The 16,261-nt window shown below is 74.1% G+C and carries 12 protein-coding genes; all 12 read right to left on the bottom strand.

All coding sequences use genetic code 11. The features are described from left to right. Nucleotides 1-65 precede the first annotated feature (65 nt). On the bottom strand, nt 66-1,004 hold the full coding sequence (locus tag ACFV04_RS02085; RefSeq protein WP_380526180.1) for a formyl transferase: 939 nt from the start codon (nt 1,002-1,004) through the stop codon (nt 66-68). Continuing rightward, nucleotides 1,001-2,782, bottom strand: coding sequence for an NAD(P)/FAD-dependent oxidoreductase (locus ACFV04_RS02090; protein WP_380526182.1), 1,782 nt, complete (start codon nt 2,780-2,782; stop codon nt 1,001-1,003). Before ACFV04_RS02090 ends, ACFV04_RS02085 begins: the two co-directional genes overlap by 4 nt. 47 nt (nt 2,783-2,829) lie before the next feature. Next, entirely contained in the window at nt 2,830-3,729 is a 900-nt protein-coding gene (locus ACFV04_RS02095; RefSeq protein WP_380526183.1) for a 3-oxoacyl-[acyl-carrier-protein] synthase III C-terminal domain-containing protein, read from the bottom strand. Between the two features lie 16 nt (nt 3,730-3,745). Beyond that, complete coding sequence (locus tag ACFV04_RS02100; RefSeq protein ID WP_380339788.1) at nt 3,746-4,582, bottom strand: hypothetical protein; 837 nt, start codon at nt 4,580-4,582, stop codon at nt 3,746-3,748. Beyond that, nucleotides 4,579-4,794 carry a hypothetical protein gene (locus ACFV04_RS02105; protein ID WP_380526185.1) on the bottom strand — a complete coding sequence of 72 codons (216 nt, stop codon included), beginning with the start codon at nt 4,792-4,794 and terminating at the stop codon, nt 4,579-4,581. Before ACFV04_RS02105 ends, ACFV04_RS02100 begins: the two co-directional genes overlap by 4 nt. Before the next feature lie 10 nt (nt 4,795-4,804). After that, on the bottom strand, nt 4,805-6,379 hold the full coding sequence (locus ACFV04_RS02110) for a carbamoyltransferase C-terminal domain-containing protein (protein WP_380339782.1): 1,575 nt from the start codon (nt 6,377-6,379) through the stop codon (nt 4,805-4,807). Further along, entirely contained in the window at nt 6,348-8,033 is a 1,686-nt protein-coding gene (locus ACFV04_RS02115; RefSeq protein ID WP_380526187.1) for an amino acid adenylation domain-containing protein, read from the bottom strand. The genes ACFV04_RS02110 and ACFV04_RS02115 overlap by 32 nt, the downstream gene beginning before the upstream one ends. Before the next feature lie 2 nt (nt 8,034-8,035). Beyond that, nucleotides 8,036-9,760 carry a condensation domain-containing protein gene (locus ACFV04_RS02120; RefSeq protein WP_380526189.1) on the bottom strand — a complete coding sequence of 575 codons (1,725 nt, stop codon included), beginning with the start codon at nt 9,758-9,760 and terminating at the stop codon, nt 8,036-8,038. Between the two features lie 44 nt (nt 9,761-9,804). After that, nucleotides 9,805-10,023, bottom strand: a complete 219-nt coding sequence (locus ACFV04_RS02125) for an MbtH family protein (protein ID WP_380339774.1) — start codon at nt 10,021-10,023, stop codon at nt 9,805-9,807. 294 nt (nt 10,024-10,317) lie between these two features. Next, a complete protein-coding gene (locus tag ACFV04_RS02130) occupies nt 10,318-12,315 on the bottom strand; it encodes a hypothetical protein (RefSeq protein ID WP_380526191.1) in 1,998 nt (665 codons plus the stop codon). Further along, on the bottom strand, nt 12,312-13,613 hold the full coding sequence (locus ACFV04_RS02135; RefSeq protein WP_380526193.1) for an ATP-grasp domain-containing protein: 1,302 nt from the start codon (nt 13,611-13,613) through the stop codon (nt 12,312-12,314). The genes ACFV04_RS02130 and ACFV04_RS02135 overlap by 4 nt, the downstream gene beginning before the upstream one ends. Continuing rightward, nucleotides 13,610-16,069 carry an amino acid adenylation domain-containing protein gene (locus ACFV04_RS02140; protein WP_380526195.1) on the bottom strand — a complete coding sequence of 820 codons (2,460 nt, stop codon included), beginning with the start codon at nt 16,067-16,069 and terminating at the stop codon, nt 13,610-13,612. Before ACFV04_RS02140 ends, ACFV04_RS02135 begins: the two co-directional genes overlap by 4 nt. Nucleotides 16,070-16,261 lie beyond the last annotated feature (192 nt).

The following is a 16,261-nucleotide window of genomic DNA, read 5'->3' on the forward strand; positions in this document are numbered from 1 at the left end:
GCAGCCCGGACCCGGGGCCCGTCTTCGGCCCCCGCCCGCGGACGGCGGGGGCGTGGAGACGGACCCTAGGAGTCCCGGCGCATGGCGTCGCGCGGCACCAGGCAGTCGAACGGCGGCTGTTCGCGCGGGATGTGCGGGACCCGTTCCAGCCCCAGCCGGATCCGGAGCCAGGCCCACAGGTCCAGGTGCGGCTTGCGGCTGCGGTGGCGGAAGGTCTCCCCCGTGTCCTCCTGCGGGACGGTCCGCAGCACGGTGCCGCCGGCCTCGAAGACGGTGAGGATCTCCGTCAGGCGGTCGATCGCCAGGTGCACCGAACGGTCGTAGAGGTGTTCGTCGTTGTCCTGCGGCAGGACCTCCGGCCGGACCACCTCGACCAGTTCGCCGCCGTCCAGCCGGGAGGTGACCAGGTGCAGGCTGGCACCGATGCGGTGGTAGTCCTTGCGCAGGAAGGCGAAGAAGACGCAGTGGTTGCCCTTGTACTGGGGGAGGTACCCCCCGTGGATGTTGATCATCAGACCGCCGGCCTCGATGACCGGGCGCCTGAGGTAGGTCGTCCCGCAGACGACCGTCACGTCCGGCGCCAGCCCTGCGAGGAAGTCCACGGCCTCCGGGGAGTTGATCCAGTCGACCCGCAGGACCCGCTCCGGTGCGGGACCCACCGGGGGCGTCAGCGCGGCGAAGTACCGGCGCCGGTACGCCGACCGGCCGGTCCACCGCTGGCGGCGGACCTGGTACGCCCGGGCGACCGCGTCCGTCCGGGCACGCCGCGCCCAGAGCCGGCGCTGCTGCTCGGCGCCCGGTTCGACGACGACCCCGACCAGGTCCAGGTCCCGCGCGACCCGGGCTACCAGGTAGCGGTGGTGCGGGTCGTCCGAGCACAGGACGGCCACCCGCAGCCGGTCGCCGGGGGCAACCGGGGTGCCCGGGGTGTCCCCGGAATCCCCGGCATCCCCGGCGTCTCCGGTGCGATGCCACTCGTTGCCGTTGCGCCGCTCCAGCCTCATCGCAGCCCCCGGCCACCGGGCAGGACGGCGGGCGTCAGCAACGGCTCCGCGGCCGGGCGGTACCGGGCGGGCCGGAGGAAGCGGTCCAGGCGCTGCGGGTGGTACAGCTCGTGCATCGGGTGCGGGCGTCCCTTCAGGGCGGCGACGACGGCCTGTGCCACGCTCGGCGCCTGGGCGAAGCCGCCCGTGTTGTGGCCACCGGTGATGACACCGACCCCGCCGGCGGTGGTGGGCATCGTCTCGAAGATGCCGAGGTTGGCGGAGGTCCAGGGGCGCACGCAGACCCGACGGCTGCGGCGCAGCGAACCGTCCTCGCGGGCCAGGGCGTACGCCTTCGGGAAGAACTGCCGACAGGTGTCCTCGACCGCGGCGAACATCGTCTCCAGCGCGGCGGGATCGACGTCGGCGGGGTCCTCGCCGGTGTGGCCGTAACCGGATCCCACGACCAGGAGCGGGCGGCCGTGCGCGTCGGTCGCCCGGGTGACGTTCGCGTCCTCGGCCGGGTGTCCGCGCCGGGCGATCTTCAACGACCGGCGCAACTCCGGCTCCAGATCGGGCAGTTCCATCCAGACCCCGAGCACACCGTGGATCCGGCCGGCAGACCGGGTGCCGGCCAGCAGCTCCCGGCCGTAGGCCCCCGGGGAGATGACGAAGCCGTCGGCCGTCAACGACCCGTCGGGCAGGCGCAGGCCGTGCAGCCGTCCGTCGGCGGCGCGTTCCAGCCCTTCGACCGGGGTGGACCAGCGGAACACCGCCCCGGCCCGCTCCAGCCAGGAGATCAACCGGGCCATGAAGGAGTGCACGTTGACCGTGAACCCGGGCACCTCCAGGCCGCCCACCAGCTCGTCGGTCGCACCGTCGAGGCCGGGGTGGCGCCGGCGGAGCGCCTCCGGGCCGAGGACACGACGCACCGCGCCGAGCGTCACGTGGCGCCGCGTCGACTGCTCCAGCTGTGCCTCGTCCGTGTAGAGCCGGAGAATGCCCGGCGAGTACCCCACGTCCCGGAAGAGCCCGGGGCATTCGTGCCGGAGCGAATGCCAGAGCGTGTGGCTCTCCCGGTTGAACGAGATGATGTCGTCGTGGTAGATCTGGGCCAACCAGCCCGGAACGCTTTCGAATTCCGATATCCAGTGCTCTTCCGCGGCCGTGAACGGCCTCGCCTTCACGTTCCAGCCGCGGGCGTCCAGGGAGCGGCGGAACACCCCGTTGACGAGCGGCCGGTCGGCGGCGCTCCTGGCGTGGTAGTCGTCGGCCTCGGTCAGGGTGAACATCCGGGCGTCGCCGCCGGACCGGCTGCAGCCGTACGCCGACCAGTGCAGCGCCCTCCGCGGGTCGGGCCGCGCGTCGAGGATCCGGAGCCGGTGGCCGGCGCGGACCAGCTGCCAGGCGGTCAGCAGATTGACGACCCCGGCCCCGACCAGGACGACGTCCCGGACGGGGGATTCCGGCAGCGCCGTCTGCCCGCCGTCCGGGCGGCCGTGCTGCTCGGCGTGCCGGAGCACGGTCAGGAACGCCTGGGCCGGTGAGCCGGTGACCTCGACGAGCGGTGACGGGGCGGCCGCCGGCCCGACCGGGAGCGCGGTCGCCTCGAACGCCCGCACCGTCACCGGGTTCCGGCCGGAGGGGGTGTCCTCCCCGTCCGGGCCCGTGCCGTCGTCGGCCACGACGACCGCACGCCGGGCGTCGGTGACGGGCCCCGGGCGGTCCCGCGGGTGTGTCCCGTCCTCGACCAGGTCGCGCACCTCGCGGTCGACCGGGCCGGTTACGAATATCGGCATGGTGATTCCCTACGATCGTTCGTTCTGAGGTGGGGCCGGTCCGGGGGTCAGCCGAGCCGCTCGACGGCCAGCGACGACCAGGAGCTGGGGCCGTCGCCGAAGGCCAGGACGTGCGCTCCGGGCCGGATCTCACCGCGGTCGGCGCAGTGGGCCAGGGACACCAGGCTGTCCGCGGAGAAGCAGTGCCCGAACTCGGCCACCGGGCCGGCCAGCAGGCGGTCGAGCGGCACGCCCATGGCCGAGCAGAGGAACTGCTGCGCGACGGTGCGGTAGTTGGGGAAGAGGAGGTGGTCGAAGTCCTCCACCGCGCGTCCGGTCCGCCGCGCGATCTCCTCCGTGCCCGCCACGGCCAGTGCGACGGTGGCCAGGATCCGGTCGCCGGCGGCGCCCCCGGCGCCGGCCACGGCGCCGGTGACCGTGGAGACGCCGTGCACCGCGAACCGCACGCCGTCCGGCCCCGGATCCTCGACGGTGACCAGGCAGGCGGCCGCACCGTCGCTGACCACGGAGAGCGTGTCGGCCTGGCTGCGGTCGCCGTCCAGCACCCGGTCGGCCAGCAGGAGGAGCACCCGGTGGTGCTCCCCGGAAGCGAGCGCCTGGGCGGCGAGGTGCAGCGCCGGGCCGAGGTTGCCGCAGTCGTGCCCGGAGACCCGCAGGTACCGGATGGCGGGCAGACCGAGCTCGCACACCAGCCGGGACAGCGAGTCGCTGCTCCCGTGGTCGTTCTCCGTCACGTAGACCAGCAGGTCGGGCGGTTCGGCGGCGGCCTCGACGGTGTGGGCGGCGGCCGCCGCGGCGAGCCGCCAGATGTCCCGGTCGTCGGCCCGGTACCAGGACAGGCCGCTCGCCGGGTCGAGCAGTTCGGGGTCCAGCCGGCCGGACAGTTCGGCGATCGGGCGGCGTTCACCGTGCACGTAGGCGATGGCGGAGAGGTGGAGGGCGGTCATCGGCCGCCGCCGGAGGTCACGTCCACGAGACCACGGTGCGGTCGTCGATGAACCCCATCAGGAAGGACAGGTTGGTCCGGTTCCCCTTGCTGGTGTCCACCGCGTGCACGAAGGCGCCGTTGAAGACGTACACGTCGCCGCGTTCGACGTCGATGCGCAGCTCGTCGAACCCGGTGAGGGTGTCGGCCGGGTAGGAGAACCCGGTGTGCTCGATGCCCAGGCGGCGCCGGCTCTCGTCGTCCGGGCGGATGTTCCAGATCACCAGCCGTCCGCCCTCCTCGTGCTCGACGCACATGTTGACCGCGCAGACCTCGTAGTCGCGCACGCCCTGGATCTCGAACCCGGCCTGCCGCGGATCGGCGCACTGCGCCTCGTCCTCGTGGGGTTCGAGGGCGAAACTTCCCTCCTTGTCCCAGGCCCGGATCAGCGCCGGGCAGGCCTCCGCGCCCCGGTGCTCGGCGATCCGCAGCACGGCGCCGTGCCGGGCGAGTTCCGCCGACAGTCCCGAACGGAAGCTCTGCCAGGGCGAGTCGGGCACGTCGAGCACCTCGCGGACGTGCGCCGCGACCTCGCCGGTCTCGACGAGGTAGGTCTCGGTCGACTTGTTCCAGTGGTAGGAGCCGATGTAGTGCGAGGGCTCCCCCTCGCGGTGCCGGCGCGCCGGGCTGGACCAGAACCGGGCGACCGATTCCTTCTGCGCCCCGTCCGGTATCACGTTGCGGAAGATCACGCCGAGCCGCTGTCCGCGCAACACCTCCAGGACCGGCCCGGGGTCGAACTCGGTCCGTTCCTCCAAGCGGAAGAACTCCGGATCCGCCTGGAAACCGGCGACTTGACGCGGTGCTGGACTCACGAGGGAACCGCCTTCCCGTTGGCGTGGCTGGAGCGTTCGGCAGCGCCGAGGTGCTCGGCAGGGTCGCAGTGTGCGGGGCGTTCGCAGTGGCCGGGGTGTTCGCAGTGGCCGGGGTGTTCGGCACGACCGGGGTGTTCGGCACGGCCCGGGTGTTCGGTACGGCCGGAGCGGCTCGGTGCGGGCGCGGTGGGCGCGCCGGTGCCGGTCAGCACGGGAGCCCCCTCACGCGCTCGGCCCCCGCCGGACGGCGAAGGTGTCGCCCACGACGTAGCCGTCCAGGCCGTGCTCCTCGCCGTACCGGATCAGGTCGCTGGTCCGGTTGATGAATCCGCGACCGGAGAAGTTGAGCGAGGTGTTGCACAGCACGCTGAATCCGGTCAGGTCGCGGAAGGCGCCGAGCAGTCGGGCCATCTCCGGGTTCTGTTCCGGGGTCACCGTCTGGGCTCGCGCGGTCCCGTCGACGTGGGTGACGGCCCGCAGTTCCTCGGACCGCACCTGGCTGAAGTAGAGCATGTACGGGTCGGGGATCGAGCCGCTGAACCAGCGGTCGGCGTCCTCCTCCAGGCAGATCGGGGCGATCGGCCGGTACCCCTCGCGCTGCTTGATCCGGTTGAGCCGGGTCGTCGTGTCGGTGCTGAAGGGCGCGGCCAGGACGGACCGGTTTCCGAGCGCGCGCGGCCCCATCTCCCAGCGGCCCTGCGCCCAGGCGATCACCCGGCCGTCGGCCAGGAAGCGGGCCACCTCGGCGAAGTCCAGCGGCCGCACGTCGTACGCGGCCGGGTCGAAGGCCGCGTCCTCCACGAAGGCGTCCCCGGCGTAGACGTCCCAGGAGACCGCGGCCGAGCCGGTGTAGTGGAGCTGCGCGTCGATCGCGGTGCCGAGCGCGGAGCCGCTGTCGTTCGGACAGGGCGGCACGAACACCTCGGGGAAGAGACCGCATTCGCGCCAGCGGCGGTTCCACTCGCAGTTGAGCGCGCACCCTCCGGATATCAGCAGCGGGTAGCCCTCGGTGAGTTCCTTCGCGGCGTACTCGTGGAACCGGTCGAAGATCGCGTCCGAGAGTTTGGCCGCCAGGTTCCTGTACTCCTGGGACTCCACGCCGATGTTGTGGAACGGCGTCCAGGTCATGTCGCCCTTGGCCAGGTTCAGGATGATCTGGTCCTGGTCCAGGATGAAGTCGATCAGTTCCTGCTCGGCCCGGGTCGTGCCACCCGGCTGCGCGAAGCCCGTCAGGGCCATCTGCTTCCCGGCGTCCTGGAGGCGGAGCAGTCCCTTGTTCGCCGGGAAGCGCGGATCGGCGAGGGCGAACAGGTAGGCGTACTTGTTCCCGGGGTCGGCCAGCACGTGGCGCAGGTGGGTGACCTCGCCGCGCTCGTCGACCAGGTAGAAGGAGCCGATGTTCCCCTCCCAGACCAGGCAGTAGCAGGGCCGGCCGGGCCGGAAGGAGGAGAGGCCGAGCGCGGTCATGATGTGGGACCGCTCGTGCGTCGACGAGAAGACCCGGACCTCCTGGCCGAAGAACGTCCCGGCCTGGTCCGAGACCGAGCCCGGGCCCACCCCGAAGTAGCCCGTCCTGGAGGGTGGTTCGACGGAGAACGCACCCTTGACCCAGCCTCCGACCGCCAGCGCGTCGGGGATCCGGCCGAGCCGTTCCGCGGCGAGCAGCAGCACCTCGGCGGTCAGCCGGTCGTAACGCGGGAAGGAGTCCTTCTCCGCTTCCAGGGAGAACAGCAGCCGGCCGTCCTCGATCGCGGCGATCGCACCGTCATGACCTTCTTTGAATCCCAGAATCAGCATCCTGCCCACCTCCGTGCGGTCTGCCTGCTTCGCGTTCGACCAGGGCCGTGCGATCGAGCTTTCCGTTGTGTGTCCGGGGGAACGAGTCCACGATCACGAATCGGGACGGCACCATGAAATCAGGCATTCTTCCGGCCGCATAGGCGCGTAGGTCACGCTCGGACACCCCTTTTCCCATTCGATGACGAATCGTCATGTAGGCCACCAGGAACCGGTCTTCGTGTTTGTCCTGCGCGGCGACGACGGCTGCTTCGCCGATCTCCGGATGCGCCGCCAGGACGGACTCGACCTCGGCGAGATCGACCCGGACGCCGCGGATCTTCACCTGCTCGTCCACCCTGCCGACGAACTCCAGCGCCCCGTCGCCCGACCTGCGCACCAGGTCGCCGGTGCGGTACATCCGGCTGCCCGGCGGCCCGAAGGGGTCGGCGACGAACCGTTCGGCCGTCGGTCCGGGCCGGCCCAGGTAGCCGTGGGCGAGCCCCTCCCCCGCGGCGTACAGCTCGCCGGCCTCCCCGTCGGCGACCGGCCGCAGCCGCTCGTCCAGCACACGGACGTGCTTGCCGGCCAGGCGGTGGCCGATCGGCACCGAGGGCCGGGCGGCGCTGTCGGCGGTGACCCGGTGCGTCGTCACGAAGACCATGCACTCGACCGGCCCGTAGCCGTTGACGAGGCGCAGCTGCGGGTGCTCCCGGAGCACGTGCGCGGCGAGGTCGGGCGAGAGCGCCTCGCCACCGACCAGGAGGTCCCGAAGCTTCGCGAAGGTCTCCGGAGCGGTGTCCGCGATCACGTGGAACAGGACGGTCGGCAGGTTCATCGTGGTGATGCCGTGGGTCGCGACGAGCTGCGCCATCCGGAGCGGATCGGGGCTGCCCGGATGGATCACGCAGGCGCCGCCGGTGAGCAGCGGCCCCCAGAGCTCCAGAGCGAACGCGTCCCAGGAGACCGGCGCGCACTGCAGCCAGACGGTCTCCGGGCCGAACCGGGTGTACCGCTGCCCGAGGACGGTGCCGACGATCGCGCGGTGCGGGGCGGACACCGCCTTGGGCCGGCCGGTCGAGCCGGACGTGAAGATCACGCAGGCGGCGTCCTCCGGTCCGGCGCGGACGGCGCCGCGGGGCAGCGCCGGGCCGGGGCCGGTCAGCGGGACGAAGCCCGCCGGGGTGCCGAGGCGGCCCGCGTCCGCCGCCGTGCGGGCGACGACCACGGCGGGCGCCGCGTCCTCGGCCATGGCACGCAGCCGCTCCACCGGGAAGGCCCGGTCCAGCATCAGGTAGCCGGCGCCGGCCTTCAGTGCGGCCAGGATCGCCACGACCATCCCGGCGCCTCGGTCCAGGTGGACGCCGACCAGCGCACCGCGCCGTACGCCGGCGTCCGCCAGCCGTCGGGCCAGCCGGTCCGCCCGTGCGTCCAGCTCGCCGTAGCTGAGCCGCTCCTCCGCACACGCCACCGCCAGGGCGCCGGGCGCGGCGGCGGCCCGTTCCTCGAAGACCTCGTGCAGGCACCGCGCGGCCGCCGCCCGGGTCCGCCGGTACGGCGCGCCGGCGGCGGGTCCGGTGTCGGGCGGGGTGTCGGGTCCGGTCCGGGGTCCGGTGTCGGACGAGGTGTCGGGTCCGGTGTCGGGCGGGGTGTCGGGTCCGGTGTCGACGCCCACCGCTACGCGTCCCGGCCGGTGCTGCCCGGGGCTGCGGACCGGCGGGAGATCGGCGGCAGCGGGTCCGTGCGGTCCGAGTCGCCGAGCCGACGGGCGACCCCGGTCACCGTGGGTTCGTCGAAGAACTCCCGGACGCCGAACCTGACTCCCAGGACCGAACGGATCCGGCTGACCAGCCGGGTGGCCGCCAGGGAGTGCCCGCCGAGCAGGAAGAAGTCGTCGTCGACCGCGACCGTCGTCCGCTTGAGCACCTCGGCGAACAGCCCGCACAGGGTCTCCTCCAGCGGCGTCCGGGCCCGGTCCGCCGTCCGGGCGGGCTCCCGCGACCGTGGGACGGCCGCCCGTTCGAGTCCGCTCGGCCGGTGCACGGCTCGGGCCCGGTCGAGCGGGAAGCGCAGGTCGGCCCGGCCGATCGGCGCATCGGGGTCCGCGGCCACGGCTTCCAGCAGCAGCACCAGGCCGTGGGCCAGCCGCTGCGCGGTCGCCCGGTCGAAGAGGTCCACCGCGAAGGCCAGGGTGCCGTCGATGCCGTCCGGGCCGCCGGTCGCGGTGCGGGTCGGGTTCAGGTCGAAGACGAGGTCCAGCGTCCCGCTGTCCGTGTCGATGCTCTCGTGGCGGGAGCGCACGTCCTTCAGCCGCAGCGTGTTCTCCACGCCGTCGCCGAACGCGATCGAGACCTGGTGGAGCGGGTGGCGGTCGACCGACCGTTGCGGGTTGAGCGCGTGCACCAGCTTCTCGAAGGGCAGTTCCTGCCGTTCGAACGCGGCGAGGTCGGTGTCCCGGACCCGGCGCAGCAGTGCGCGGAAGCTCGGGTCGCCGGAGGTGTCGGCGCGCAGCACCACGGTGTTCACGAAGAAGCCGACCAGGTCGTTCAGCGCGTCGTCACCGCGGTCGGCGACCTGGGTGCCCACCGGGATGTCCGGGCCGGCTCCCAGCCGGGTCAGCAGTGCGGCGACGGCGGCGTGCAGCACCATGAACAGGGTCGCCTCGCCCTCCCGCGCGGTCTCCTGGAGGCGACCGTGCAGTCCGGCCTCGATCCGGAACGGGACGGTGCCGAGCACCCGGCTGGGCACCGGCGGCCGCGGGCGGTCCACCGGGAGCTCCAACTCCTCCGGCAGTCCGGCCAGTTCACCGCACCAGTGGGTCAGCAGTCCGGCCAGGGCGCTCTGTGGGTCGTCCTCGTCGCCGAGCGCCGCGCGCTGCCACACCGCGTAGTCCCGGTACTGGACCGGGAGCGGGGACCACTGCGGCTCGTCACCGGCCAGCCGGGCCTCGTAGGCCCGGGCCAGGTCCCCCCAGAACGGTCCGGCCGACCAGGCGTCCCACACGATGTGGTGGAACACCAGCAGCAGCACGTGCTCCTGCGGTCCCACGGCGAACAGCCACGCGCGCAGCGGCCGGTCCGCCGTCAGGTCGAAGCCCCGGCCGGCGGCTTCGGCCACCCGCGCCCGCACGTCCGGCTCGCTCGATTCCGTCACCACCAGGGCCGGGCGGCCCTCCACCGCGGGCAGCACCCGCTGGGACGGGTCGCCGTCGACCAGCGGGAACACCGTGCGCAGGATCTCGTGCCGAACCACCACGTCCCCGAGCGCCGCCTCCAACGCCCCGGCGTCCAGCGGACCGGACAACCGGAACGCCTCCGCCGAGTTGTGGGCGGCCGAGAAGCCCTCGACCTGGTTCAGGAACCAGAACCGCTCCTGTCCGAACGACAGCGGCACCGCAGCCATTTCCCCTCCTTCTGCTGCCGGGTCGAGGCAGCCCGCAGCCGACATCAGGCGGTCGGGGCCACCGACGGCTTCCCGACCGGGCCCGTCGGCCGCAGGTCCTGCCAGTTCCTCTCGATGAATGCGAGGCATTCCGCGCGGCTCGCCTTCTGCCGGGCGATCCGCCAGCCCGTGGGCGCGTCGCGGAACTCGGGCCAGAGCGAATGCTGCCCCACCTCGTTGACCAGGACCACGAAGGAGGCCTCAGGGTCGTCGAACGGGTTCAATTCTCCACCTTTCCGCGTGCCGCGTTCCCCGTCGGTCTCGCCTCGGGGCCGCCCCGGCATCTCGACCACTACATCCGACCGGACCGGGCGTGCACAAGCATTTCCCGACGCCTCGGACGACACCGTTCAACCGTGACGCTCTGTCAGTTGCACGGCGCCGCAAGGCCTTTCCGGATTTCCGTCGAATCGCCGACCCGAATCGCCGGCCCGGATTGCCGGACCGAATTCCCGGGCACCGCCCGGTCGCCGGCCGTCCGGGCGCCTGCCGGCCACCCCGGTCGTCCCACCACCCGGTCATGCCGGCGGCGGGACGGCGACCGGCCGGACGGCGACCGGCCGCGTGGCGCTGTGGACCGAGCCGCCGGCCACCACGACGGCCCGAACGGCGTGCTCGGGGTGCGCGAAGGCGTCCTCCGCCACCTCGACCTCGGCCCGGACCCTGAGCGGGCTTCCGGGCACCAGCCGGAGCCGCTGCGGCTCCGGCACCGCCAGACCGTGGGCGGCTCCCCTGGCGACCTGGACCAGCACCGCCGCCGGGAGACCCTCCCCCGCCCCGTCGACTGCCGTGACCGTGACCTCGACCGTCACCGTCCCCGGACTCCGCCAGACCGGCGGGCAGTCGATGCTGATGTCGCGGACCGGCGAACCGGTGGGGAGGTCGAGCACCGGGCCGCAGGTGTGGCAGGCCAGGACCGCGCGCTCCAGCCCGGGGTGGGCCGGGTGCCGACCCGTCACGGTGGCCGTCGGCCCCCCGCAGTACGGGCAGCGCGCGGTGCCGGGAACGGCCGTCGTCTCCAGGAAGTCCTCCCAGACCTCGTTCAGGGAGGACTCGCTGACCTGTCCGAAGTCGTACAGGTCGAGCGCGACGCCGTACTCCGCCTCGGCCACCCGCTCCAGCAGCCGCTCCACCGGGTCGGCGTCGGCGTCGGCGTCGGTCGCCACGACCGACGGGTCCCCCTTGAGCACGGCCACCGCCGTGCTGACCCGGGCGTCGAGCTCCGGCAGGCCGTCGGCCGGCAGCAGCCCGGCCAGCGGAAGCTCGCGCAGGGCCCGGATCGCCCGGCCCGCCTGCCGCAGCCGGGCCCTGGTCCGGTCGTCCGGGGTCGCGGCGGCCGGGTCGCCCGGGGGCGGGTCGGTCTCGCCGACCAGCGCGACGAGGTCCTCCAGCCGGACCGGACCGGCCCCGGGGACGGGCACCACCCACGGCAGGCCGAGCACCAGGTGGTGCGGCACCTCCCGGCCGGCGGCCCGCCGGTTCAGCAGGACGCCGAGCCGGCCCACGTCGGCCCCGGCCGCCGCGGCCCGGTGGGCGAGGCGGTTGAGGCCGACGTCCGGAACCATCCGGTGCACGGCCCCGATGAAGGCCGCCGCGGTGCCGTGCGCGAACGCGTTGGTCAGCTGGTAGTCGGCGGCCACCAGGCCGTGGCCGGGCCGCCAGGACATACAGCTGTTGGCGAGGACGACGTCGGCCCGGACCTCCCGGGCCAGGACGACCCCGGCCGCGTCCACCCCCGGGCGGAAGCACTGCCCGGTGAAGGCACAGCTCGGCGCACCGGCGGGCGCCGGGGCCCGCCCGGCCGTGCGGTCGCCGACGGCGCCGCAGACCACGGTGTCGGAGAGGACCAGGCCGTGCTCGCGTCCGGCGACGGCGAAGGAGACCAGTCCGTGCCGCCGCCCGGTCAGCAGCGGTGCCACCACCTCGGCGCGTGCGTCGGCACCCGTCACCCAGTGCACACCGGGCGTGTCGTCCCGCTGCCGACCGCCCCACGGGGCGACGCAGAGCTGCGGGTGGTCCGGTGCTGTCCGCAGGCCGCTGCCGAGCCCCTTCGCGATCAGTCGGCTCAGCTCGCCCAGGTCCCGGCCGAGCACCACGCCGAGCGCAGCCTCGCCCCGGCCGGCGCGGCGGAGCTCCGCCGTCGCGTCGAGGATGTCGAGCACCGGCCCGAGCGACAGTTCGGCCGCGAGCGCGACCAGCACGACGTGGTCCACGCCGCCGCGCCCGGGGGTGGCCGCCCCGCCGGGCGCGCCGGTGGTGAACGTCCCTCCGACGCGTTCCGCGAGCGCCGCTGCCACCGGGGCGGCGGCCGAGCCGGGCGGTGCGAGCACCAGCACCCCGCCGGCCGGACCGGGCGGTGCCGGATCGTCCGACGGCCGGGCGGGATCGGTGAGTTCGGTGAGTGCGGCGGTCCGGTCGTCCGCCGCCCCGTACACCGGGATCCGCGCCCGGTCCCGCAGCGCGTCGAGGTAGGAGGCGAGGTCGGGGTGGGCCGAGAACGGCGGGCCGGCGGTCATGGTGCCACCGCCGCCGTGTCGACGGTCAACCCGCCGGGCCGCCCGACCCGGGAGGCGATCCGCCGCACCGCCAGGTGGTCGGCGGCGACCCGGGCCGGGTCGGGGTCGGCGAGCACCGCCACGCCGAGTTTGTGCGCGTCCATCAGGTCCAGGGTCTCCGGCACCTCGTCGCCGTCCTTGACGTTGACCTTGAGGTGGCAGCAGCTGGGCAGCTCGGTGATGGCGTTCAGGCCGTCGATCCCGCTGATCGGCCCGGCCGAGCGGACCGAGAAGAAGACCACCAGGACGGTCATCTCCAGGGAGTAGTCGAGGCGGACGGCGCCGTCCCCGGCCAGGTGGCGCACGGCACGCTCGATCAGGTTGTCACCGGTGGCCAGCTGGCAGGCCCACGGCTGCGCGCCGCCCGGCGGCCGGGCGTTGACCTCCATCAGCAGCGGCCCGCGGTCGGTGACCATGACCTCGGTGTGCGCGACGCCGAACCGTACACCGAGGGCGTCCAGCACCTGCCGGGTGTACCGCAGGAGTTGGTCGTGGCCCGGCGCGTCGTGGGGCACGAACTCCATGCTCTCGTAGATCGCCATCCGGCCGTCGGCCGAGTGCTTTCGGTACCGGACGATGTCGGTCACGGTGTGCACGCCGTCGTGGCTGAAGGTGTCGACGGCGTACTCGACGCCGGTGACGTACTCCTGGAGGACCACGTCGGTCAGCCGGATGCCGTGCCGGCTCACCGAGCCGGCCAGGCCGGTGACGGCCTCGCGCCAGCCCGCCCCTCCCGGGTGCCTGGTCACGCCGTCGGTGCCGGACGCGTTCGCGGGCTTGACCACGAGGTCCCGCCCCTCCAGCCCGCGGTCGCGCAGCCAGTCGGCGGCCTCCCGCGGGTCGCGGACGCAGAGCGTCTCGACGACGGGCAGCCCGGCGGCAGCCACGGCGGCGTACATCTCGCCCTTGTGCCAGCGGGCGGCGGCGAGTTCGGGCCGGTTGGCGCGGTCCGGGGTGAGTTCGGCGGCGAGCCGGTCGGCGAGCCGTACGCCGTGCTGCTCGCCCGGGAGGATCGCGACGGGTGCCAGCTCGCGCAGCCGGTCCAGTACCGGGTCGAGCAGTTCGGGGGTGATCGGTGCGGCGTCGTCGGCGCCGTACTCCAGGTGGTGGTCGAAGTCCTCGGCCCGGAACGAGGCGGCCAGCGGGGCGGCCGAGCGCAGGGTGACCCCGCAGGGCGAGAAGCCGGCCCGGCGCAGCGCGGGCGCGTACATGTTTCCCGAGGAGTAGGGCTCGACGATGACGACGACGGGCCGGCTCACTTCGCGCCCCGGGCTGCCGTGCGGTCGATCCGGGCCGCCAGCAGCTCGACCGTCGGACATTCGAAGATGTCGCCGATCAGGACCCGCTTGCCCAGCGCGGTGCGGACCTTGGAGATGACCCGGGTGGCCAGCAGGGAGTGGCCACCGAGGTCGAAGAAGTCGTCGGTGACCTCGATCTGCGGAATCGCCAGGACCTCCTGCCAGATGCCGAGCAGCGCGGCGGCCGTCCCGGACGGCCCGGCCGTTCCGACGGGCGGCTCCGACCCTGCGCCCGTCGGTCCCGTCGGTCCCGCCGCTTCCGCGGTCGCCGGGGTCTGCTCGGGCTTCGCGGTCTGATCGGGCTGGGCGGCCTGCTCGGGCACCGTCAGGGCGGCCCGGTCCAGCTTCCCGGTCGGGGTGAGCGGAAGCGCGGACCGCAGGACGAAGCGGGCGGGCACCATGTGCGCGGGCAGGAGCCGGGCCGCGTGCGCCCGCAGCTCCTGCGGGGTGGGGGTGCGGGCCGGGTCCCGGGCGACGACGTGCCCGACCAGGCTGCGGCCGGTGCCGTCCTCGCGCACGGTGACCGCGACCTCTCCGACCAGCGGGTGCTCCAGCAGCCGCGCCTCGACCTCGCCAGGCTCGACCCGGTGCCCGCGGATCTTCACCTGGTGGTCGGCCCGGCCCAGGAACTCCAGCGAGCCGTCCGGCCGGTGACGGGCCAGGTCGCCGGTCCGGTACATCCGGCTGCCGGGTTCCGGACCGAACGGGTCGGCGACGAAGCGTTCGGCGGTCAACGCGGGCCGGCCGGCGTAGCCGCGGGCGACGATCGGCCCGCCGACGTACAGCTCCCCGATCACGCCGGTCGGGGTCGGCTGGAGCGCCTCGTCGAGCAGGTACACCGAGGCGTCCGTGATGGGGCGTCCGATCGACGGCAGCTGCGGCCAGTCGGCCGGGTTCCCGCGCAGCCAGTGCGTGGTGGCCACGCTGGTCTCCGAGGGGCCGTAGCCGTTGCGCAGCACGCAGCCGGGCATCTGCTCCAGCCACCGCACCAGGTCGGGGGCCATCACCAGTTGCTCGCCGCCGGTGACGACGGTGCGCAGCCGGGTGGCCCGGCGCCCGTCCGGGCGGGCCGCCCAGTGCGCGATGTTGAGCAGGCCGGAGTAGGGCGCCTCCAGGTGTTCGATCGCCTCGTGCTCCAGCAGGTCGAGCAGTGCCTCGGGGTCGCGCCGGACGGCCTCGTCGGGCAGGAGGACGAGCCGGGCGCCGGCGTGCCAGGCACCGAAGATCTCGCAGAACGACGCGTCGAAGCTGAGGGCGCTGAACTGCAGGACGTGCGCCCCGGGTTCGATCGCGGTCGCGGTGACGTACCAGTCGAGGATCCGGACCAGCGCACGGTGCGGCATGGCCACGCCCTTGGGGCGGCCGGTGGAGCCCGAGGTGTGCATCAGGTAGGCGAGGTCCTCGCCGTGCACGGCGGGGTCGGGATTGCCGGCCGGGCGGCCGGCGAGGTCGCACGCGGCCAGGTCGTGGACCTCCCGGCCGGCGGCCGGCGCCGTCAGCGCGGCAGTGTGCGGGGCTTCGGTGAGCACCAGCCGGGGAGCGCATTCGGCCAGGGCCTCGGCGGTGCGGGCGGGCGGCGCGGCGACGTCCAGCGGCACGTAGTAGCCGCCCGCCTTGAGCACGGCCAGCATGCCGGTGAGCATCGTGACGGTGGAGCCGCCGTAGAGCGCCACCGCGACCTCCGGCCCGACCTGCCGCTCGCGCAGCCAGTGGGCCAACCGGTTGGCCCGGGCGTTCAGTTCGGCGTAGCTGAGCGAGCGCCCGGCCTGCACCAGTGCGACGGCCTCGGGCGTCCGCTCCGCCCAGGCCTCCACCAGCCGGTGCACCAGGGCGGCGGTGGGTGCCGAGGAACCCGTGCGGCACCACGCTCCGAGCAGCAGGTCCAGTTCGGCGCGCGGCAGCACCGGTGTCCGCCCGACCGGGGTGTCCGGATCGGCGACGACACCGGCCAGCAGGGTGTGCCAGCGCGCCGTCCAGCGCTCGGCCTCCGCCGGGTGGTGGCCGATCCGGGTGCGCGGGCCGTCCGGTGCCCGCTGGACGGTCAGTGCGGGCGGCCGGCCCGGGTCGACGGCCGTCCCGAGGCCGGGGCGCAGCTCGATCCGCAGGTCTGCGGCCGGGTCGACGGGCCCGAGCGGGGCCTGCTCGCGCAGCCGTGCCAGCAGCCCGGCGAAGGACGGATCACCGGTCAGGTCCAGGCGGTGGGCGCCGGTGCGGGCCGGCTCGCCCGCGCTCACCGTCACCGTCGGGTCCGGTTCGCCGCCGTGCCGCAGGGCGAGCACCGCGTACGCGGCGAGCAGCGTCACCTCCGGCGGAACGTCGTGCACCCGGCTCAGGTCCGCGAGCCCCTCGGTCAGTCCGTCGGGCAGCCGGACGGTGCTCCCGGTCGTCGCGGGGTCGGGGCGGTCGGCCATGGCCATGGGGCTCCTTCACGTGTCGAGTCGGGGACCGGGCGCGCCGGAGGGGACTCGGCACCCGCACACCGCACCGCATCACCTCGCTGGAACCGCGGGTCGGGCGACGACTTCCTCCGGGCCGGAACGTCGGAACGGCCGGGGAGCGGTACGAGGGGGTGAGCATCGGCCGGAAGCAAGTAACGGCGAGGGCCCGGA

It is taken from the genome of Kitasatospora sp. NPDC059599 (assembly GCF_042735125.1).
Taxonomy (GTDB): Bacteria; Actinomycetota; Actinomycetes; order Streptomycetales; family Streptomycetaceae; genus Kitasatospora.

Coding starts and splice junctions, on each gene's coding strand:
- ACFV04_RS02090 (WP_380526182.1), bottom strand. CDS start 2,782: ATGCCGATATTCGTAACCGGCCCGGTCGACCGCGAGGTGCGCGACCTG.
- ACFV04_RS02085 (WP_380526180.1), bottom strand. CDS start 1,004: ATGAGGCTGGAGCGGCGCAACGGCAACGAGTGGCATCGCACCGGAGAC.
- ACFV04_RS02120 (WP_380526189.1), bottom strand. CDS start 9,760: ATGGCTGCGGTGCCGCTGTCGTTCGGACAGGAGCGGTTCTGGTTCCTG.
- ACFV04_RS02140 (WP_380526195.1), bottom strand. CDS start 16,069: ATGGCCATGGCCGACCGCCCCGACCCCGCGACGACCGGGAGCACCGTC.
- ACFV04_RS02095 (WP_380526183.1), bottom strand. CDS start 3,729: ATGACCGCCCTCCACCTCTCCGCCATCGCCTACGTGCACGGTGAACGC.
- ACFV04_RS02130 (WP_380526191.1), bottom strand. CDS start 12,315: ATGACCGCCGGCCCGCCGTTCTCGGCCCACCCCGACCTCGCCTCCTAC.
- ACFV04_RS02110 (WP_380339782.1), bottom strand. CDS start 6,379: ATGCTGATTCTGGGATTCAAAGAAGGTCATGACGGTGCGATCGCCGCG.